The sequence below is a fragment of the Streptomyces flavidovirens DSM 40150 genome, from assembly GCF_000429085.1.
Taxonomy (GTDB): Bacteria; Actinomycetota; Actinomycetes; order Streptomycetales; family Streptomycetaceae; genus Streptomyces; species Streptomyces flavidovirens.
This window is the reverse complement of record NZ_AUBE01000008.1, coordinates 108,228-128,267: the sequence shown is the minus strand read 5'-3', so window position 1 is coordinate 128,267 and position 20,040 is coordinate 108,228. Positions and strand designations below refer to the sequence as shown.

The window sequence follows — 20,040 nt, the reverse complement described above, 5'->3', positions numbered from 1 at the left end:
ATGCAACATTCCATCAGGCAGAAAATAACTTCCGCGATACGGAAGGAGCGCCGAAACCCTCATGGGCTACACGGACCACCGCTTCGATGTGAACCTCTCGATCCTCTTCACGGAACTCCCGCTCCTCGAGCGCCCGGCGGCCGCCGCCGCGGCAGGCTTCAAGGCGGTCGAGCTGTGGTGGCCCTGGATCGAGACCCCCACCCCCGACCAGGCCGAGCTCGACGCGCTCAAGAAGGCGCTCGACGAGGCCGGCACCCAGCTGGTCGGCCTCAACTTCTACGCCGGGCAGCTTCCCGGCCCGGACCGCGGCGCACTCTCCGTGCCCGGCGAGGAGTCGGACCGCTTCCGCGCCAACATCGATGTGGCGGCGGACTTCGCCGCCTCGGTCGGCTGCAAGGCGCTCAACGCGCTCTACGGCAACCGCGTGGACGGCGTCGACCCGGAGGTCCAGGACAAGCTTGCCCTGGAGAACCTGGTGGTGGCCGCCCGCGCCGCCGACCGGGTGGGCGCGATCCTGCTGATCGAGACCCTCAACAAGCCGGAGTCGCCGCGCTACCCGCTGGTCAGCGCACCGGCCGGCATCGCGGTCGTCGACCAGGTCAACGAGGCCACCGGACTCGGCAACGCCAAGTTCCTCCTGGACATCTACCACCTGTCGATGAACGGCGAGAACGTGTCCGACGTGATCGCGGAGTACGCCGGCAAGACCGGCCACGTGCAGATCGCCGACAACCCCGGCCGCGGCGCCCCCGGCACGGGAGACCTGCCGCTCGAAGAGCTGCTCAACCAGCTCAAGAACGCCGGTTACGACGGCTGGGTGGGCCTGGAGTACAAGCCCGGCGACCGCCCGAGCGCCGAAGCCTTCGGCTGGCTCTCGAACTGACCATTTTTACGCGTGTGTTGAAACGCGTGTGTTGAAAGAGGCACCCATCATGAGCAACCTCCCCAAGATCGGATTCATCGGCCTCGGCATCATGGGCTCCCCCATGTCCGAGAACCTGCTGAAGGCGGGTTACGACGTCACCGGCTACACCCTTGAGCAGCCCAAGATCGACCGCCTCGTCGCCGCCGGCGGCAAGGGCGCGTCCTCGATCGCCGAGGCCGTCAAGGACGCCGACGTCATCATCACGATGGTGCCCGCCTCCCCGCAGGTCGAGGCGATCGCGTACGGTCCGGACGGCATCCTGGAGAACGCCAAGCAGGGCGCCCTCCTGATCGACATGTCCTCGATCACCCCGCAGACCTCCGTCGACCTGGGCAAGGCCGGCGCCGAGAAGGGTCTGCGTGTCCTGGACGCCCCCGTCTCCGGCGGCGAGGCCGGCGCGATCGAGGCCGTACTGTCGATCATGGTCGGCGGTTCGCAGGAGGACTTCGACGCCGCCAAGCCGGTGCTCGAAGCGCTCGGCAAGACCATCGTCCTGTGCGGTCCGCACGGCTCCGGCCAGACGGTGAAGGCCGCGAACCAGCTCATTGTCGCGGTCAACATCCAGGCGTGCGCCGAGGCCGTGGTCTTCCTGGAGAAGTCCGGCGTGGACCTCACCGCGGCCCTCGACGTCCTCAACGGCGGACTGGCCGGCTCGACCGTCCTGACCCGCAAGAAGGACAACTTCCTCAACCGCGACTTCGCCCCCGGCTTCCGGATCGACCTGCACCACAAGGACATGGGCATCGTCACCGACGCCGCCCGCAATGTCGGTGCCGCTCTCCCCGTCGGCGCGGTGGTCGCCCAGCTCGTCGCCTCGCTGCGCGCCCAGGGTGACGGTGGCCTGGACCACTCCGCCCTGTTGCGCGCCGTCGAGCGCCTCTCCGGTCAGCCCGTCCAGAGCTGATCAGCTCCCTGACTTCCGGGCGGCGGCGGCGCTGACACCTGTCCTGTCGCGCCCAGGCGCCGCCGCCGCCCGGATTCCCAATTTTTTTCGCTTCAGTCCGCGCCGAACCCTCTCTTCAACTTCAACAAACTGTTGACGTCACGCTCGGTGCGTACTTACGCTCCTCACGCCGCCAGCAGATTTCCGCAGGAAGGTCCCCATGTCGAAGCGTGTGCTCACGACCGAGTCAGGCGCCCCGGTCGCCGACAACCAGAATTCCGCCTCCGCCGGTGTCGGCGGCCCGCTCCTCCTCCAGGACCAGCACCTGCTGGAGAAGCTGGCCCGGTTCAACCGTGAGCGCATCCCGGAGCGCGTCGTCCACGCCCGCGGCTCGGGCGCGTACGGCTACTTCGAGGTGACGGACGACGTCACCGGCTTCACCCGCGCGAACTTCCTCGGCGAGGTGGGCAAGCGGACCGAGACGTTCATCCGCTTCTCCACCGTCGCGGACAGCCTCGGCGGCGCGGACGCGGTCCGCGACCCGCGCGGTTTCGCGCTGAAGTTCTACACCGAAGAGGGCAACTACGACCTCGTCGGCAACAACACCCCGGTGTTCTTCATCAAGGACCCGATCAAGTTCCCCGACTTCATCCACTCCCAGAAGCGCGACCCCTTCACGGGCAAGCAGGAGCCGGACAACGTCTGGGACTTCTGGGCGCACGCCCCCGAGGCGACGCACCAGATCACCTGGCTGATGGGCGACCGCGGCATCCCCGCGTCGTACCGCCACATGAACGGCTACGGCTCGCACACCTACCAGTGGACGAACGCCGCGGGCGAGGCCTTCTTCGTCAAGTACCACTTCAAGACGAACCAGGGCATCCGCTGCCTCTCCTCCGAGCAGGCCGCCGAGCAGGTCGGCAAGGACGCCAACTCGCACCAGACGGACCTGCTCCAGGCCATCGAGCGCGGCGTCAACCCGTCCTGGACGCTGTACGTACAGATCATGCCGGCCGCCGAGGCCCCGGACTACCGCTTCAACCCGTTCGACCTCACGAAGGTGTGGCCGCACGCGGACTACCCGCTCCAGCGGGTCGGCCGCCTCGTCCTCGACCGGAACCCGGACAACGTCTTCGCCGAGGTCGAGCAGGCCGCGTTCTCCCCGAACAACTTCGTTCCGGGTATCGGCCCCTCGCCGGACAAGATGCTCCAGGGCCGGCTCTTCGCCTACGCGGACGCCCACCGCTACCGCCTCGGTGTGAACCACACCCAGCTCCCGGTGAACGCCCCGAAGGCGACGGTGGCCGACAACTACGGCCGCGACGGCGCCATGGCGACCCGCTACGGCTCGCGCTACGACAAGAACTACGAGCCCAACTCGTACGACGGTCCCGCGCAGACCGACTCGGCGCTCTCCGCCCCGCTGGCGATCGCCGGCTGGACCGGCACGCACGCCGCCGCCGTCCACGTCAAGGACGACGACTTCTTCCAGGCCGGTGAGCTCTACCGCCTGATGTCGGCCGAGGAGAAGTCCCGCCTCATCGCGAACATCGCCGGTGGCCTCTCGCAGGTCAGCCGCGACGACGTGATCGAGAAGAACCTCGCGCACTTCCACGCCGCGGACGCGGAGTACGGCAAGCGCGTCGAGGAAGCGGTCCGCGCCCTGCGCGAGGACTAGCACACCGAGACCGCACCGCGGGCCCGACGGGAGGTCGGGCCGGTGGTGCAGTCCGTACCGCCGGCCCGAATGAGGGGTGGCCGGAGGTCACGGACGGAAGGTGCCGCGGCGGCGAGCGAGCCAGTGCGGTGGTCAAGGCTCAAGGAACGTCCTCCTCGACCTGAGGGGAGGACGCCCGAAAGCTCATCGCCCACCGCCGCGGAACCCCTTCCCCATCAGCTCCGCCCGACGGCGCGAACGACCACTTCTTCGTGCGCACCTCGCACCGCTGCGCGGGCATCGGCACGCTGCGCCGGACTCCGTCCGGCCGGCCACTCACTCCGCCCGACGGCGCGAACGTCATGTCGCGCCAGTCTCGTGCCGTCGGGCGGCATCACCACCCCTGCCGGGGCGCGGGGTGGGTACGGACGGTCCCGTACCCACCCCGCGCCCCTCAGGCATGCTCAGACCTCCGGCGACCGCCGCCCCAGCGCCCGTGCTTCCTTCTCCGGAGCCAGACCGACCACCGGGCGGTCGGGCCGCTGCGGGGCCACCCCGCCCAACTGGACGAACTCCGTACCGCCCAGTATCAGTAGTCTCATGCGGCAACCCTGCCGAACCACGGCCTCTTTGGGAACGCGGGCTCGCTCTCGGCGCAACACCGGTCGGCCTGCCGCCCCGATGAGCCGGGGCGGCAGGCCGGTCGCGGGGGGGCTGCTCCGAGTCAGCCGACCGACACCGGCACCTCGGCGGCCATGGCGGCGGCCGGAGTCGCGCCCGCCCACCGGCCGATGGCTGTCTCGGCCGTGATGCCGGGCCCGAAACCGGCGATGAGCCCGCCGGCCCCGTTCTCGACGGTGCCCTCCTCGAACAGCCGGGCCAGCGCGTCGAAGACCACGGAACTGGCGATGTTCCCCCGCTCGGTGAGCGTGGCCCGGCTGAACCGGAACATCTCCGGCGGGAGGTCCAGGTAGTAGCACAGGTCGTCGAGGATGCGCGGCCCGCCCGCGTGAACGATGAAGAAGTCCATCTGCGCGACATCCCAATGGTGCTGTGCGACCAGCGCCTTCAGCGCCGGAGCCAGCATCTCCATGGTTCCGGGAACCCGCTTGTCGAGCAGGAAGTGGAACCCGGTGTCCCGTACGGCGTACGAGATCCAGTCCTCGGTGTTGGGCACGAGATGGGAGCCGTTGCGCTCGATCCGCATGCCGACGCCGCCCTCGCCGCGCACCACGGCCGCCGAGATCGCGTCGCCGAACAGCCCGTTGGAGAGCAGTGAGCCCACCCCCAGGTCGGTCGGCTGGTAGCAGAGCGAGCAGAACTCGCAGGACACGATCAGTACGTTGGCCTGCGGATAGGCGGTGCAGAAATCATGCGCGCGGTTGATCGCCGCACCACCCCCGGCGCATCCGAGCTGGGCGATGGGCAGTTGTCTGGTATCGGATCTGAAGCCCATCGTGTTGATCAGCCAGGCGGTCAGCGACGGCATCATGAAGCCGGTGCAGGAGACGTAGACGATCAGATCGATGTCTCCGGTCTCCACCTCGGCGTGGGCGAGCGCCTGGCGTACGACGGCGGGAACCCGCGCCTTGGCCTCGGCCTCGTAGAGCTGATTGCGGCGCTCCAGACCGGGATGCCGGAGGGTGTCCTCGATCGGCTGCACGATATGCCGGGTGCGGACACCCGTGTTGCGGATGAGGCGCAGGGCCAGCTCGCGCTGCGGATGGTCCGCGTGCTTCTCGCGGGCCAGTTCCAGCGTCTGCTCCATCGTGATGACATGGTCGGGTACGGCGACGGACGGTCGGCACAGTGTGGCCATGGGTTTTCCTTGTCTCATGCCCGGCAGCGGTATCGCCGGGCGGTCCTCACCACGGGCGGTCGTCCACACGGGCGGTCGTCCAGGTGGCGGTCATCACCACGCGACGGGCAGGCCGAGCGGATAGCGCCAGATCGATGTCGTGTTCCAGCGCACCTGTGACGGCTCCACCGCCAGCCGCAGGCCGGGAAAGCGGTCGAGGAGCGTGCCGAAGACGACCTCCAGCTCCATCGCGGCCAGGGGCGCCCCGAGGCAGTGGTGGGCTCCCCAGCCGAAGGTCATGTGGGGCACGGTGGGCCGGTCCACGTCCAGTTCGTCGGGCCGGTCGAACTTCCGCCCGTCCCGGTTGGCCGTGAGATACGAGACGTGGACGACGTCCCCGGCCCGGATCAGCACGCCGCTCAGCTCCACGTCCTCGGTGGCGATCCGCGGGATGCCGACGCCCTTGCGGAAGGGGATGAAGCGCAGGAGTTCCTCGATCGCCGCCGGAAGGGCCGAGGGACGCGCACGGAGCGTGTCGAGCACCTCGGGGCGGGTGAGCAGCGTGTACGCGATGTTGCCGATCTCGTACGTCGTGGTGTCCTGGCCCGTGATGAGCAGCACCATCGACATGACGGCCAGTTCGTCGTCGTCGAGCAGCTCGGCGCCGTCGCGGGCGGTGGCCAGCGTACTGATCAGGTCGTCGCCGGGTGCCCGGCGGCGCTCGGCGCTGAGCTCGGCGAAGTAGGCACGCAGGTCGGCCTTGGCGCGGACGGCCGCTTCCCGGTTGGCGGCACTGACGTTCATCATGGTGAACGCGTGTGCGCGCAGCCGGGGCCGGTCGTCCTCGGGGATGGCGAGGATCTCACAGATCGTCATGAGCGGCAGGGGCGCCGCCACATGCTCGACGAGGTCGGCCGGTGAGCCGAGGTCCGCCATCCGGTCGAGCATCAGGTCCACGACGCTCTGGGTCCGCTCTCGCATCCGCTCCACATGGCGCGGCGCGAAGCTCTTGGCGACCAGGCTGCGCAGCCGGCTGCTCGACGGCGGGTCCATCAGGTTGATCGACTCGGACTGCACGATCGGCTCCGGCGTCATCCGGGGGAAGTCGCGGCCCTTGACGGCGCTGCGGCTGAACCGCCGGTCGGTGGTCACGGTCCGCACGTCCTCGTAGCGCGTGACGAGCCAGGCCTCGCCGTCGCCGTACGGCATACGGATGCGTGCGACGGGGTCGGCCTCCAGCAGCTGCCGGAGCTGGGGGTCGAACTCGAGGGCCTCCGCGTAGTCGAAGGGACAGCTCCATACGGTGCCGGTGGTCTCGGTCTCCACGTCGCTCCAGACGGTGTGCGGTCGATGTCCGACACACATCCCCAACCGTGGGGACGATCATGTCCCCGTGCGGGTGAGTTAACCGATTAGAGGGAGATTCGGACTTCAGCGCGGACACTGCGGCAGAGCCGTGTGTGACGCCGGCGAGGCCTGCGACGCCGGAGCCGGCCGTGACCCCGGCGGCACGGCCTGGCGCAGTGGCCGGAAGTAGTGGGCGAGCGCCCAGTCTCCGATGCGCAGGCCCGCGTCGCACCCGGCGGTGTCCGCGCTGCGGAAGTGGATTCCGCCCCAGACCCGGGCGTCGATCATGTCCTTGTTGATCTGGTCGGCGTACTCGTAGCGGCGTTTGGTGGTGGTGGTCTCGGAGGCGACGTGGAGGCCGAGGCGTGAGGTGCCGAGAATCCCCGCCACGGTCCGCAGCACGGCGCCGGCGACGGCCGTGTGGCCGCTGATGTAGTCGGGGTGCGGAGGCGTGACGAGCAGCGGCTGCCAGCCGGGGTCCGCCGTGGTGTCGGGGTTGTCGTCGGTGTCGGCCAGGTGGACGGCGCTGATCGGCCGCCAAAAGCCGTAGTGGAGCTTGGAGTCCCAAGCGGTGATCACCGCGTCGGCCGCCGACGTGTTCGCCGCGGCGAACAGCCGGGCCGTGTCGGCGATGCCGAGGCCGTGCCTGACGGCGTAATCCCGGAAGGCTGTCTGGAACTGGGCGATCAGGTTGCCGCCGAAGAAGAGGGCGGTCTCGGTCTGGCGGGCGGTTCTGCTCGATCCCGTGCTTCCCCCCATGGCCTTGATCTCGTTCACGTCCCGGGCGTAGCGGGCCGAGGACAGGGCGGGCGGGGCGCCGGGACGGAACTGGTGCGGGGACTCGAGCAGCAGCGGACGCATGGTGCCGAGCCAGGCGTCGGTGAAGGGCTGATGGGCGGGCGGGGTGGGCCGCCAGAGACCGGGCTCGGGCGGCGCGGTGTACTCGACCAGCTCGTACCGGCCGTCGCCCTCCCGCAGCTTGACGATGTGGTCGGCGGCGCGCTCCCCGTAGGCCACGCCCTGCTTCTCGGCCCGGCCGTCGGGGATCTTGGCGAGGGACTTGGCGTACTCGGTGTCGAGCCGGGGCTGGGACGCGGGGAAGTAGGCGAGCAGTACGCGGTGGGCGGCGGTCACGGCCGCCGCCTCGGGTGACGCGGTGGCGGGCCCTCTCGCCTTCCACCGGTAGGGGGCGTACCGGCCCTGGATGCCGACGACGGCGTTGTAGACGGCGGCGGAGACGAAGCCGTGCCAGACGGCCACCTGCCCGGAGGGGTGCATCGCGCCGAGGTTGGCGCTGATCGTCTGGGTGGCGATGGTGTTCCAGTGGCGGAGCGCCGCGGGGTCTGCGGAAGGTGCCCGGCGGTTGTCGGCGGCGGTGGCGGTGGGGCCGGCTGTGCCGGGGACGGCGACGAGTGCGAGTGTCGCGAGGATGCCGAGGGCGGCTCGTACCCCCGGACGGGGCGAGCGGGACGGCACGGGGCGGTTCAGGCGCACAGGGGCACTCCCTCGAAGCGGTATGACCGGATGTGGCACCGGATGCGGTGCTGGGTCAAGATCAATCGCTGGGTCCGGGCCCCGCAAGCCGGGGGACGCAATGAGGTGTACGCGCGCCGAAGCGCCCGAGGCCCGGCCTGCGGAAGCAGACCGGGCCTCGGGACGGGAGGGCGGGCAGAGCCCTGGGGCGGGCTCTGGGGCGAGTCCTGGAGGGTCCGTCAGACGAGCGGACGGATCGCCGTCGGGGCGTGGCCCGGCTCGGTGGCCAGCTCTTCCCACTCGTTGACGCCGTCGATCTGAACGCCCATCGAGATGTTCGTGACGCGCTCCAGGATCGCCTCGACGACGACCGGGACGCGGTACTCGGCGGCGAGCTTCTTGGCCTCCTCGAAGGCGGGCAGCAGCTGGTCCGGCTCGGTGACGCGGATCGCCTTGCAGCCGAGGCCCTCGGCGACCTTGACGTGGTCCACGCCGTAGACGCCGAGCTCCGGGGAGTTGATGTTCTCGAACTCCAGGTTGACCTGGAAGTTGATGTCGAGGTTGCGCTGCGCCTGGCGGATCAGGCCGAGGTACGCGTTGTTCACCAGGACGTGGACGTACGGGATGTTGTGCTGCGCGCCGACGGCCAGCTCTTCGAGCATGAACTGGAAGTCGTAGTCGCCGGAGAGCGCGACGACCGGCGTCTCGGGGTCGGCGGTGGCGACACCGAGCGCGGCCGGGATCGTCCAGCCGAGCGGACCCGCCTGGCCGCAGTTGATCCAGTGGCGCGGCCGGTAGACGTGCAGCATCTGCGCGCCGGCGATCTGCGAGAGGCCGATGGTGGTGACGTACCGGGTCTCGGGGCCGAAGGCGCGGTTCATCTCCTCGTACACGCGCTGCGGCTTCATCGGCACGTTGTCGAAGTGCGTACGGCGCTGGAGGGTCGCCTTGCGCTCCTGCGCGGAGGCGGCCCACTCGGAGCGGTCCGGCAGCTTGCCGGCGGCCTTGAGCTCCTTCGCCACCTCGACGAAGAGCTCCAGCGCGGCCTTGGCGTCGGACGCGATCGCGTAGTCCGGGGCGAAGATCTTGCCGAGCTGGGTGGGCTCGATGTCGACGTGGACGAACGTGCGGCCCTTGGTGTAGACGTCCAGGCCACCGGTGTGGCGGTTGGCCCAGCGGTTGCCGATGCCGAGGACGAAGTCCGACTCCAGGAAGGTCGCGTTGCCGTAGCGGTGCGAGGTCTGGAGGCCGACCATGCCGGCGTTCAGCTCGTGGTCGTCGGCGAGGATGCCCCAGCCCATCAGGGTCGGGACGACGGGGACGCCGGTCACCTCGGCGAACTCGACGAGCAGCTCGGAGGCGTCGGCGTTGATGATGCCGCCGCCCGCGACGATCAGCGGCCGCTCGGACGCGACGAGCATCTGGACGGCCTTCTCGACCTGCTTGCGGGTGGCAGCGGGCTTGTAGACCGGCAGCGGCTCGTAGGTCTCGGGGTCGAACTCGATCTCGGTGAGCTGGACGTCGATCGGCAGGTCGATGAGGACCGGGCCGGGGCGGCCGGAGCGCATCAGGTGGAACGCCTGCTGGAAGACGCCGGGGACCTGCGCGGCCTCCAGGACGGTGGTCGCCCACTTGGTGACCGGCTTGGCGATCGACGCGATGTCGACGGCCTGGAAGTCCTCCTTGTGGATCACCGCGGTCGGCGCCTGGCCGGTGATGCACAGGATCGGGATGGAGTCACCGATCGCGGAGTAGAGGCCGGTGATCATGTCGGTGCCGGCGGGGCCGGACGTACCGATGCACACACCGATGTTGCCCGCCTTGGTGCGGGTGTAGCCCTCGGCCATGTGGGACGCGCCCTCGACATGGCGGGCGAGCGTGTGGTCGATGCCACCGCCCGCCTGGAGGGCCTTGTAGAACGGGTTGATCGCCGCGCCCGGCACACCGAACGCGTTCGTGACGCCTTCGCGCTTGAGGATCTCAACTGCGGCTCGGGCTGCGGTCATTCGAGGCATCGCGTACTCCTGCTCGGCCAGTCGGAGCGACCTCACCGCTGCGGATCGGTGAGCGCTCACGATGGTTTCCATAATGCGGAATTTCGATTCTGCTATACGGAAGCAATCTAAAGTGAGGTCGGGCGCGCGTCAAGAGCGGGCATTGGTTGAAGGCCCTCCCCAAGTCGTCGCTCTTGGTGGACGATGGGCACACGCACATGGACAGGACGACGGTCCGAGGGGGACGGTCATGGGACAGAACGTGCCGGTGCGCTGCCCGGCATGCCGTCGGCAGCACAGCTTCACGCCACCGGTCTTCCCTTGCGCGTGCGGAGAGCCGCTGGCCCCGCCGCTGTTACGGGGCGCCGCCCCCGAACGGATCACGCACCGCACCTGGACCGACGCCTGGGTGACGGTCCGGTGCGGCTCGTGCGGGCGCCAGGACCAGTGGCCGCAGCCCGAGCTGGGGTGCGCCTGCGGTGTCGTGCTGCGCATACCGGTACGTCCGGTGCCGCGCACCGCACCGCCCCCGGCCACCCCTGCCGCCGGACCTGGGACGGCCCCTGCCGCCGGCCGTCCGTCCCACATCCCGCTGCCGCGGACCGCCACTCCCCCGCGCCCGGCGTTCCGCCCGATGACGATCAGGACCGGGCGGGACGCGGTGACCGCGGCGGCGCTCTACCTCAAGTGGCTCGGATTCCGCGACATCATGCAGTCCCCCGAACGGCCGGCCTCCGGCATCGACCTGCGCGCACCGGGCCTGGTCGCCCAGGTCGACCCGACGACCCACCCCGCCGGCCTGCGCGACGTCGAGTGCCTGTGGCTCCACGGGCTCAGCGCGTCGGCGGTGAGCGTGTTCTTCTCCCTCGCCGGGTACGACGACGACGCGCGGGCCCGCGCCGACGCCCTCGACGTGCCGCTGTTCGTCATGGATCTCACGGGGACGCCGCAACCGGCCAACCGCCCGGCGGACGAGCTGATCACCACCGGCGCCTGAGCGACCCGCCCCTACCCCTGATACCGCTCCCGCAGTTCGATCTTCCTGACCTTCCCGCTGACCGTCATCGGGAAGGAGTCCATGATCTGCAGGCGGCGCGGGATCTTGTAGTGGGCCAGTCGGTCGCGGCAGTACGACGTGAGCTCGTCCAGCGTCGGCGGGTCGTCCCGGTCGCGCGGGATGACGCAGGCCAGGATCTCCTCGCCGTAACGGTCGTCGGGGACGCCGACCACCTGGACGTCGGTGATCTTGGGGTGGCTGTAGAGGAACTCCTCGATCTCGCGCGGATAGACGTTCTCACCACCCCTGATGATCATGTCCTTGATGCGGCCGACGATCTGGACGTAACCGTCCTCGCGGATCACCGCCAGGTCGCCCGTGTGCATCCAGCGGCCCGCGTCGATGACCTCCGCCGTCTTCTCCGGCTCGTTCCAGTAGCCGAGCATCACGCTGTAGCCGCGGGTGCACAGCTCACCCGCCTCGCCGCGCGGCAGCGTCACGCCCGTCACCGGGTCGACGACCTTGATCTCGACGTGCGGCATGACCCGGCCGACCGTGCCCGTACGGCGCTCCAGGTCGTCCTCGCGGCGGGTCTGGGTGGAGACCGGCGAGGTCTCCGTCATGCCGTAGCAGATGGACACCTCGGCCATGTGCATCTCGGTGACGACCCGCTTCATCACCTCCACGGGGCAGGGCGAGCCGGCCATGATGCCGGTGCGCAGGGAGGGCAGGTCGTACGAGGAGAAGTCAGCGAGGCCCAGCTCCGCGATGAACATCGTCGGAACGCCGTAGAGCGAGGTGCAGCGCTCCTCCTGCACGGCTCGCAGGGTCGCCGCCGGGTCGAAGGACGGGGCCGGGACGACGATGCACGCGCCGTGGGAGGTGGCCGCGAGGTTTCCCATCACCATGCCGAAGCAGTGGTAGAAGGGAACGGGCAGGCAGATCCGGTCCTGCTCGGTGTAGCCGGCCATCTCGCCCACGAAGTAGCCGTTGTTGAGGATGTTGTGGTGCGAGAGGGTGGCGCCCTTCGGGAAACCGGTCGTGCCCGAGGTGTACTGGATGTTCACCGGGTCGTCGCAGGACAACCCGGCAGCACGCTCGGCCAGTTGGCCGTCGGTCACCTGTCGCGCCGCGTCGAGCAGCACATCCCACGAACCGTCGTCGATGTAGTGCACCGCCCGCAGACCGGGGCAGTCGGGCCGCACCTGGTCGACCAGGGCGCGGTAGTCGCTCGTCTTGTGGGACTGCGAGGCGAAGAGGACCGAGACCCCGGCCTGTTCGAGCACGTACGCCAGCTCGTGCGCCCGGTACGCCGGGTTGATGTTCACCATGATCGCGCCGATCCGGGCCGTGGCGTACTGCACGAGCACCCATTGAGCGCAGTTCACCGCCCAGATCCCGACCCGGTCGCCCTTGGCGACCCCCGTCCCGAGCAGGCCGCGTGCCAACTGGTCGACGGCGCCACCGAATTCGGCGTACGTCCACCGGGTGCCCGCCGCCACATCGACCAGCGCCTCCCGTTCCGGGTACGCCGCGATCGCCCGGTCGAGGTTCTGGCCGATCGTGTCGCCGAGGAGCGGCGCGGTGCCGGTCCCATGCGTATAGGAGTTCGAGCTGTCCGCGTTCATCGCAGGTCCCCCTCGTGGTACTCCGCCGCCGAGCCCTTCGCCGTACGCTCACGCAGCTCGATCCGGCGGATCTTGCCGGACACCGTCTTCGGCAGCTCGGCGAATTCGATGCGCCTGATCCGCTGGTACGCCGCGAGCACCGACCGCGAGTGGGCGAAGAGCACCTTGGCCGTGTCGGGCCCCGGCTCCCACCCCTCGGCGAGTACGACGTACGCCTTGGGCACGGCCAGCCGCAGCGGGTCGGGCGCGGGCACGACCGCGGCCTCCGCCACCGCCTCGTGCTCCAGCAGCGCGCTCTCCAGCTCGAAGGGCGAGATCTTGTAGTCGGAGGCCTTGAACACGTCGTCACTGCGCCCGATGTACGTAATGTATCCATCGGCGTCCCGCGAACCGATGTCGCCGGTGCGGTAGTAGCCGCCCGCCATGGCCTCCGCCGTACGCTCCGGATCGCCGTGGTAGCCGGTCATCAGCCCGACCGGGTCCGCGGAGAGATCGAGGCAGATCTCGCCCTCGCTCACCCCCGCCTCCCCCGTGACCGGGTCGAGCAGCTCGATGACGAAGCCGGGACTGGGCCGCCCCATGGAACCGGCGAGGAGCCGCTGCCCCGGAGTGTTGGCGACCTGGACGGCCGTCTCCGTCTGCCCGAAGCCGTCCCTGATCGTCACGCCCCACTCGCGCCGCACGGTCTCGATGACCTCGGGGTTGAGCGGCTCCCCCGCCGCGAGGGCCTCGCGCGGCGGCGTGCGCAACTGGCCGAGGTCCGCCTGGATCAGCATGCGCCAGACGGTGGGCGGGGCGCAGAAGCTCGTGACTCCCGCGCGGTCCATCTCGGCCATCAGCCTGACCGGGTCGAAGCGGGTGTAGTTGTAGATGAAGACGGTCGCCTCGGCGTTCCACGGGGCGAAGAGATTCGACCAGGCGTGCTTGGCCCAGCCGGGCGAGGAGATGTTGAGATGGACGTCGCCGGGCTTGAGTCCGATCCAGTACATCGTGGCCAAATGGCCGATCGGGTACGACACATGGGTGTGCTCGACGAGCTTGGGCCGGGCGGTCGTACCTGAGGTGAAGTAGAGCATCAGCGGGTCGGTGGCGTGCGTAACACCGTCCGGCTCGAAGGCCGCGGGGCTGTAGCGGGCATCGGCGTACGACAGCCAGCCGTCACGACGGCCGGCCTCCCCCGCCTCGCTCGCCTCATCCGCCTCGCCTCCGACGACGATGCACGTGTAATCCCCGGGTACGTCGTCGAATTTCGCCGCGTCCTCGTCCCGCACGATCACATGCCGGGCCCTGCCGCGCTCGATCCGGTCGCGCAGGTCGGCGGGCCCGAGCAGCGGTGTCGCCGGAATGACCACGGCGCGCAGCTTCATCGCGGCGAGTGCGGTCTCCCAGAGCTCCACCTGATTGCCGAGCATGACGAGGATCCTGTCCCCGGCCGCGACCCCCTGCGCGCGCAGCCAGTTGGCGGTCTGCCCGGAGCGGGCAGACAGCGCCTCGAAGGAGATCTCCGTGCGCCGGCCGTCTTCCTCCACGATGTGCAGAGCGGTCCTGCCGTTGCCCTCGGCGATCCGGTCGAACCAGTCGAGCGCCCAGTTGAACCGCTCGGGGCGCGGCCAGACGAAGCCTTCGTACGCCGCCCTGTAGTCCTCCCGGTGCTGGAGCAGAAAGTCCCGGCCCGACCGGAATTGCTCCGTCGCGTCGCCTCGTGCCGTCATGCGTCCTCCTCCTTGCCCGACTCTTGCCCGGACGGTTGCCGGACCATTGCCGGTCCGCTCTCTGACATCGTGTAATCAGTGGCATGGGTCTCACTACCCCCGTACGGGGGTGAAGGGAAGCACGCGTGGGGGATGTCGCCGGGGTGGCGGAGATGCAAGCGGCTCTGTCGCGGATGCGCCGTGCCTCCGGGCTGCCGGTTGCCTTCGGGGGCCTGTTGCCCACCGACGGCCACGGCCGCCGGCTGCGTATCGCCGAGCTGAGCGGTGCCGCAACGCACGCACTGCACGGCCTCGTCGTCACGGCGGGCAGTGGACTCGGCGGAAAGTCCATGGCGCTGTCGCGCCCCTGCGCGGTCACCGACTACCACGCGTCGCGGCACATCAGCCACGAGTACGACGTGGCGGTCGCCGCCGAGGGCCTGCGCGCGGTGCTGGCGGTGCCGGTCGTCGTACACCGGAAAGTGCGCGGCGTACTGTACGCCGCCCTGCGCGAGGCGATGCCGCTCGGCGACCGCGCGCTGAACGCCGCGATGGCGGCGGCGCGCGACGTGGAGCAGTCTCTGGTCGTACAGGACGACGTACAACGGCTGCTGGCGGCGGCGCGCGAGCCGGTGGCGGGACCCGGCGCGTGGGAACTCGTCAGGGCCGCGCACAGCGAACTGCGCGCGCTGGCGCCGCGCGTCGTGGACCCGGCGCTGCGCGAGGAACTCGTCGCCGTCTGCGGCCGGCTGGCGGCTGCGGCGGGCGACGGCCGGGCGCCGCGACGGCAGCCACCCGTCCCCCTGACGCCGCGCGAGGTCGACGTACTGGCCTGCGTGGCGGCGGGCGCGACAAACGCGGCGGCGGGGGAACGGCTGGGCCTGCGCCCCGAGACGGTGAAAGGTTACTTGCGCTCCGCGATGCGGAAGCTGGGCGCGCACACCCGCCTGGAGGCGGTGGTCGCGGCCCGCGGCGCGGGCATGCTGCCGTGAGGGGTTGCGTACGCGCCGCAAAACACACCTGGCGCCCCGGCCAGCCCTACGCCGTACACGCACCACCGAAGCGCACGTCGCGTGCGCCCGCCGACGTCATGGTGGTGAGCATGCGCTCGCCTTCCTCCGCCAGCGCCGCCCGCTGCGCGCGGGTAAGCGCGCCGAAGGGCTCGATCGTCAGGGTCGCGGCGTCACCGCCCTTCGTCTCGTCCAGCCGCCAGACGCCCGCGAGGAACCCGTCCACCAGGAAGGTGGAGTGACTCTGACTGCCCGTCCAGGTCCGGTTCTTGTACTCCGCCGGTACGACCCGCGTGCGATCCGCGTGCGAGAGCAGCAGGTTGTCGTACTCCGGAAGGAACCTCGGCGGCGCCGGAGTGCCCTCGTCGGGCCGGGGCGCGTCCGGCAGGTCGAAGAGCTCGACGCCGTTCGCGTCCTGGAAGGTGACGAGCTGCGGCCGGAGCCGCTCGAAGGCGTCGCGCAGCCGCGTCAGCCCGCACCACGTCTGCATGTCCTTGACCGAGGCCGGGCCGAAGGCCGCGAGGTAGCGCAGTACGGTCGCGTCGGGCGCCGGAACCGGCGCGGACTCCCGTCCGAACCACCGCTCGGCGGTCGTCAGGGCCACCTGCCCGCTCTGCCCCCACAGCCCTCGCGGTGTCACCTGCACCAGCGGCAGCAGGCAGCGCGCCGCGACCCCGACGGCGAGCGGTTCCGCGTCGGGCCACTCCTTCAGCAGCGCCTCCCGGATCTCCTTCGGCGTCCTGGGCCGCTCTTCTACGAGCTCGCGAGTCATCGCCGCGAGCCGTTCCAGGTCCACGCCCGTCAGTCCCTTGCGGAACAGTCTGACCTCCCGCTCGCGCGCGGCCTGCACGAGCGGGCGCAGCGTGAGGCAGTCGTCCTCGGTGTGCGTGTGGAGGGTGGAGCGCAGGGTGACGATGCGTCCCACCTCGCGCGAGGCCATCAGCCCCGACAGCTCCTCCGGGTCGAAGCCGTCGAGGCGGGCGGCGAGCTGGTAGTACGGCGGCTTGGTGTTCTGCGCCTGGAGGCCGACCAGGTGCGCGACGGCGTCCTTGGCGGACATCGCGGCACGCCGGAGGAGGAGCTGGCGCGCAAGAGTGGCGCGATTGAGGGCGCGGGTGCTCAGCACGGCCGGTGCCGCCGGTCCCGGATCCGTCTTCCGCGAGGCCATGCTCCGCACGTTACCCACCCTCGCGGACAGGTCCATGCCGGAACACAGCCCGGCGACGGGCTGTGGAGGAGGCGTTTTTGCCTTGGATGTGTCCGAGGAGCTGTTCGAGGAGCGGTGCTCAGGAACGGGAATTGCGACCGAACCAGTCGAGGCACACGACCAACGCGTCGTCGTCAGCATCGGCGTCGAGGTACGCGGAAAGCTCCTGCAGGATCGCGCGTGGCACGGCGGCTGCCGGCAGAAGACTCGCGGACTGGATGGCGCGTGCCAGTTTCCGCTCGCCGTAAGCCTCTCCTACCTCGGTGGCGGCGGCATAGACGCCGTCGCTGACGAAGACCAATCGGTCACCCGGCAGGGTTTCGAACTCCTGCGCCACATATTCGGTCTCCTCGAACATCCCGAGGGGAAGTTGCGCTTCGAAGCTCACACGTTCCACCGTCTTGTCGCGTTGCCGCCAGAGCTGAGGTGAGCCGGCGTCCACGACCTTTGTGTGGCCCGTGGCCAGTTCGAAGGACAGCAGGAGCGTCGAGACGTACTCGTCGCCCTGGTGCTGCGCGTACAGGGCCTGGTCGGCGAGGGCTGCCTGATCGGCGATGCCGATGCCGGCCCTGCGGGCATTGCGCAGTGCGTTGACGGCAAGGTTGGTGAGAAGGGACGCCTGGATTCCTTCGCCCATGCCGTTGGTAACACTGAGGGTGAGCGTCTCTGACGTCGTGGCCCAGTCGAAGTTGTCGCCGTGAATGGCGTACGCCGGCTCCAGCTGCGCGCCGATGGCGTATTCCCGGCGGGTGCAGGCCCGCCCCGGCAGGAGCTGCCACTGCATTTCGGCAGCCAGGGTGAGGCGGCTGGCCCGGCGGGCCTGAAGGTAGAGATCGGTGTCCCGTTCGGCAACGATGATCTCGTGTCCGAGCAGTTCTGCGAGTTCGGTGAGCTCCTGCACGCTCTCAGGCGTGCATCTCTCTTCCGGGACCCGCACGGAAAGGATGCCGAGTCTGTCGCCGCGAACCGTCACCGGCAGGTGCAGGTCCACGGCGCCCCCAACGCTCGCGAGCCGCCCGTACGGCTCCTGGCTGCCGAACGCGCGGCCTTCAGGGCTGGCGTGGACGGGCAAGGGCTGGGAGGTGTGGGGCAGCTCGGTAACGGGTTGGAGAACGGTGAGGCTGTAATCGGCCATGAGCAGATCGACGTCGATGGCCTCGTACTGCTCGACCAGTGCGGCTCGTACCGTGTTCAGCAGGTTATGCGGTGCGGCCGTCCGCACGGCGCGTTCCACAGCCAGGAAATTCGTCACGGTGAGGCCTTCTTCATCAGTGGGTCGAGTGGTGCTGAGTGACTGATGGGCGGGGCAGGCCATCGAGTCGCCCACAGCCCCCGGAAGAACGCTCCTGGCGGTGTACGTCCTTCGCCGACCCGACCTCGTCCATGGTGCTCAGCGAAGCGCGGGCCGCTTAAGCCGAGCAGTTACTTCACAGCGCCGCGAATATTGCTATGCGGCAACTGTTGATTCTACCCGTCAGCCGTGGTCGAAGGGCGAGCGTCTCAGCAGAACACCGGACCACGGCCACGGCTGGGCCGGCGGACGCGGGCGGCCGGGACCTTGCACAAGGGATACTTTTGACAGAGCGGGCAGAAGAGCGTGTACGAGTCCGAGTCCCGACAGGCACGTGGCATGAAAGCCGTAGCTCGCGAGGGGTGCACATCTGCGCATGGGGAGTGACGGCCGTATGGACCGCGATGGACCACTGGGCGATTCCCTGCATGATTTGACCGAAGGAACGACCGAGGCTGTGGAAACGCTGGTGTCCCTCTGGGCGCGGGCATCGCAGACCGTCTCTCCCCGGCTGTCGGCCCTGCAGCTGGAAGCCTTGCTCATCACGCGTCGTAATCCGAGCATCAATCTCACCGGTTTGGCCGTAGAGGTCGGTGCCGCACCGCCCGCCGTCAGCAGACTGTGCGACCGGCTGGAAGCCGCAGGGCTTCTGCGTCGCCAACCGGTGCCCACCAGCCGGCGGGAGATCGGGCTGGTGCTGACGCTGCGGGGAAACGAGATAGTCGACGCCTTGTTCGCCCGGCGTTCCGAGCTGTTCGGCGACGTTCTGACCCGTATGCCGGCCGCCTCGCGACGCGAGTTCCTGGCGGGGTTGGAGGCCTTCTCGGAGGCCGCGCGGGCAAGCGACTTCAACAGCGGCGAACAAGCCTGACTTCTGGACCTCGACTTCTGGACCTCGACCTCTGGCCTCACACGACGCCAGAGCAGACGCGGGCACCGGTCACCGTCTGCCCCGCCAGTCCATGCAGACCACCGCGGCATCGCTGGGCAGGTCGCTGCCGCCGTGGTACTGCACCAACGCGTTGACGACCGCACGCGCTGTTTCATGCGTCGTGGAGTGCTGAGTCGCGGCAATCGTCTCGCGCAGGGCGGCTTCACCGAAGAGGCTGCCTCCGCGCGACTGGGCCCCATGCACGCCACTACTGACAATGACCAAGCGGTCGCCCGGTGCGACGCTCAGCGGCTGCTCGCGATATTCGGTCTCCTCGAACATGCCCAGCGGCATCTGAGCCTCGAGCTCCACCCGTTCCACCGAGTCATGCCGCAGGCGGAAGATCTGTGGGGACCCGGCGTCCACTGCGCCGGCTTGCCCGGTCTCCAGGTTGAAGCGCAACAGGAGTGTCGGCGAGTAGCGCCTGCCCCCGTACTCGCCATAGATGGCCTGGTCGGCCAGGCACGCCTGGTCGGCAAGAGAGATGCCTGCGCGACGTGCGTTGCGCAGGGCGCTGACCGTGAGGTTCGTCAGGAGAGCCGCTTCGATGCCGTGCCCGTTGCCATCGGTCACCGTGATGGTCAAGTGGTCGTCGCTGGTGCTCCAGTCGAAATTGTCCCCACCGATGGCATAGGCCGGCTCCAAGTGAGCACCGAGGGTGTATTCGGGCCGGGCGAACCCACGTCCCGGCAGGAGTTGCCACTGCATTTCCGCCGCCAGCGTCAGCCGCTGACGGCGGCGAGCTTGCAGGTAGAGGTCCGTATGCCGCTCGGCGACCAGGAGTTCGTGCCCGATCGCCGTGGCGAAGGCCGCTAGTTCCAAAACGGCTGGAGCTCCTTGGGCGGGTTCCGGGAGATATACGGAGAGGACGCCGATGCGGTCGCCGCGGACCGTGATGGGAAGGTGCAGCGTCACCATGCCGGCTTCCTCGGCGACCTCCATGACGGCGGCCTCCGCGGAAAAGGCGCGACCCGCCGGATCACCGTCGTGTACGGCTACAGCTCGGCCCGTGTAAGGCAGCCGCGTCACCGGCTGCAGCACGGTCAGACCATAGTCCGCCAGCAGCAGCGTCACGCTGCGGGCCTGCACGTGGGCAGCGAGCAAGTTCCGGGCCGTCGACAGCAACGCATTCGGTGGCGCCGACCGCAACGCGCTCTCCGCGGCACCGAGCCAGCCAGTTCCGTTGGCACTCATGATCTCTTCCTTCT

The 20,040-nt window shown here is 69.5% G+C and carries 16 protein-coding genes; 6 read left to right on the top strand and 10 right to left on the bottom strand.

Features of this window, described 5'->3' with window-relative positions; all coding sequences use genetic code 11:
- The first annotated feature begins 61 nt into the window (after nt 1-61).
- From G412_RS0115535 to G412_RS0115525, 3 genes are all read left to right on the top strand, one after another.
- Nucleotides 62-883 (top strand): TIM barrel protein, encoded by an 822-nt coding sequence (locus tag G412_RS0115535; protein ID WP_028812881.1) that lies wholly within the window; start codon nt 62-64, stop codon nt 881-883.
- 46 nt (nt 884-929) lie between these two features.
- Nucleotides 930-1,829: a 2-hydroxy-3-oxopropionate reductase gene (locus G412_RS0115530; protein WP_028812880.1), complete on the top strand. Its 900-nt coding sequence runs from the start codon at nt 930-932 to the stop codon at nt 1,827-1,829.
- A gap of 199 nt (nt 1,830-2,028) precedes the next feature.
- Complete coding sequence (locus tag G412_RS0115525) at nt 2,029-3,486, top strand: catalase (protein ID WP_028812879.1); 1,458 nt, start codon at nt 2,029-2,031, stop codon at nt 3,484-3,486.
- A 443-nt stretch (nt 3,487-3,929) separates the two neighbouring features.
- On the opposite strand, the gene G412_RS39665 is transcribed toward G412_RS0115525, so the two are convergent.
- From G412_RS39665 to gcl, 5 genes are all read right to left on the bottom strand, one after another.
- The gene (locus tag G412_RS39665) at nt 3,930-4,067 is read right to left on the bottom strand and encodes a hypothetical protein (protein ID WP_157839103.1); all 138 of its coding nucleotides are present in this window, start codon (nt 4,065-4,067) and stop codon (nt 3,930-3,932) included.
- Nucleotides 4,068-4,189: 122 nt separating this feature from the next.
- Nucleotides 4,190-5,284 (bottom strand): type III polyketide synthase, encoded by a 1,095-nt coding sequence (locus G412_RS0115515; RefSeq protein ID WP_028812878.1) that lies wholly within the window; start codon nt 5,282-5,284, stop codon nt 4,190-4,192.
- Between the two features lie 93 nt (nt 5,285-5,377).
- Nucleotides 5,378-6,589, bottom strand: a complete 1,212-nt coding sequence (locus G412_RS0115510; RefSeq protein ID WP_028812877.1) for a cytochrome P450 — start codon at nt 6,587-6,589, stop codon at nt 5,378-5,380.
- A gap of 105 nt (nt 6,590-6,694) precedes the next feature.
- Nucleotides 6,695-8,104 (bottom strand): vanadium-dependent haloperoxidase, encoded by a 1,410-nt coding sequence (locus G412_RS34670; protein WP_208857888.1) that lies wholly within the window; start codon nt 8,102-8,104, stop codon nt 6,695-6,697.
- A 218-nt stretch (nt 8,105-8,322) separates the two neighbouring features.
- Nucleotides 8,323-10,098 carry a glyoxylate carboligase gene (gene gcl, locus G412_RS0115500; RefSeq protein WP_028812876.1) on the bottom strand — a complete coding sequence of 592 codons (1,776 nt, stop codon included), beginning with the start codon at nt 10,096-10,098 and terminating at the stop codon, nt 8,323-8,325.
- A gap of 229 nt (nt 10,099-10,327) precedes the next feature.
- On the opposite strand from gcl, the gene G412_RS0115495 reads away from it, so the two are divergent.
- On the top strand, nt 10,328-11,074 hold the full coding sequence (locus G412_RS0115495; RefSeq protein ID WP_028812875.1) for a hypothetical protein: 747 nt from the start codon (nt 10,328-10,330) through the stop codon (nt 11,072-11,074).
- An 11-nt stretch (nt 11,075-11,085) separates the two neighbouring features.
- Here G412_RS0115495 and G412_RS0115490 read toward each other — a convergent pair whose 3' ends face one another.
- Both G412_RS0115490 and G412_RS0115485 read right to left on the bottom strand, forming a co-directional pair.
- Nucleotides 11,086-12,702, bottom strand: coding sequence for an AMP-binding protein (locus G412_RS0115490; RefSeq protein ID WP_028812874.1), 1,617 nt, complete (start codon nt 12,700-12,702; stop codon nt 11,086-11,088).
- Nucleotides 12,699-14,414, bottom strand: coding sequence for an AMP-binding protein (locus G412_RS0115485; RefSeq protein WP_028812873.1), 1,716 nt, complete (start codon nt 14,412-14,414; stop codon nt 12,699-12,701). Before G412_RS0115485 ends, G412_RS0115490 begins: the two co-directional genes overlap by 4 nt.
- A gap of 152 nt (nt 14,415-14,566) precedes the next feature.
- On the opposite strand from G412_RS0115485, the gene G412_RS0115480 reads away from it, so the two are divergent.
- Nucleotides 14,567-15,385 (top strand): LuxR C-terminal-related transcriptional regulator, encoded by an 819-nt coding sequence (locus G412_RS0115480; protein ID WP_028812872.1) that lies wholly within the window; start codon nt 14,567-14,569, stop codon nt 15,383-15,385.
- A gap of 46 nt (nt 15,386-15,431) precedes the next feature.
- Here the strand turns inward: G412_RS0115480 and G412_RS0115475 are convergent, their stop codons facing one another.
- Entirely contained in the window at nt 15,432-16,571 is a 1,140-nt protein-coding gene (locus G412_RS0115475) for a winged helix DNA-binding domain-containing protein (RefSeq protein ID WP_028812871.1), read from the bottom strand.
- A gap of 118 nt (nt 16,572-16,689) precedes the next feature.
- Nucleotides 16,690-17,862: a PP2C family protein-serine/threonine phosphatase gene (locus G412_RS0115470; protein WP_028812870.1), complete on the bottom strand. Its 1,173-nt coding sequence runs from the start codon at nt 17,860-17,862 to the stop codon at nt 16,690-16,692.
- A gap of 433 nt (nt 17,863-18,295) precedes the next feature.
- On the opposite strand from G412_RS0115470, the gene G412_RS0115465 reads away from it, so the two are divergent.
- Nucleotides 18,296-18,772, top strand: coding sequence for a MarR family winged helix-turn-helix transcriptional regulator (locus tag G412_RS0115465; protein WP_078607011.1), 477 nt, complete (start codon nt 18,296-18,298; stop codon nt 18,770-18,772).
- A gap of 69 nt (nt 18,773-18,841) precedes the next feature.
- On the opposite strand, the gene G412_RS0115460 is transcribed toward G412_RS0115465, so the two are convergent.
- A complete protein-coding gene (locus G412_RS0115460; protein ID WP_028812868.1) occupies nt 18,842-20,026 on the bottom strand; it encodes a PP2C family protein-serine/threonine phosphatase in 1,185 nt (394 codons plus the stop codon).
- Nucleotides 20,027-20,040 lie beyond the last annotated feature (14 nt).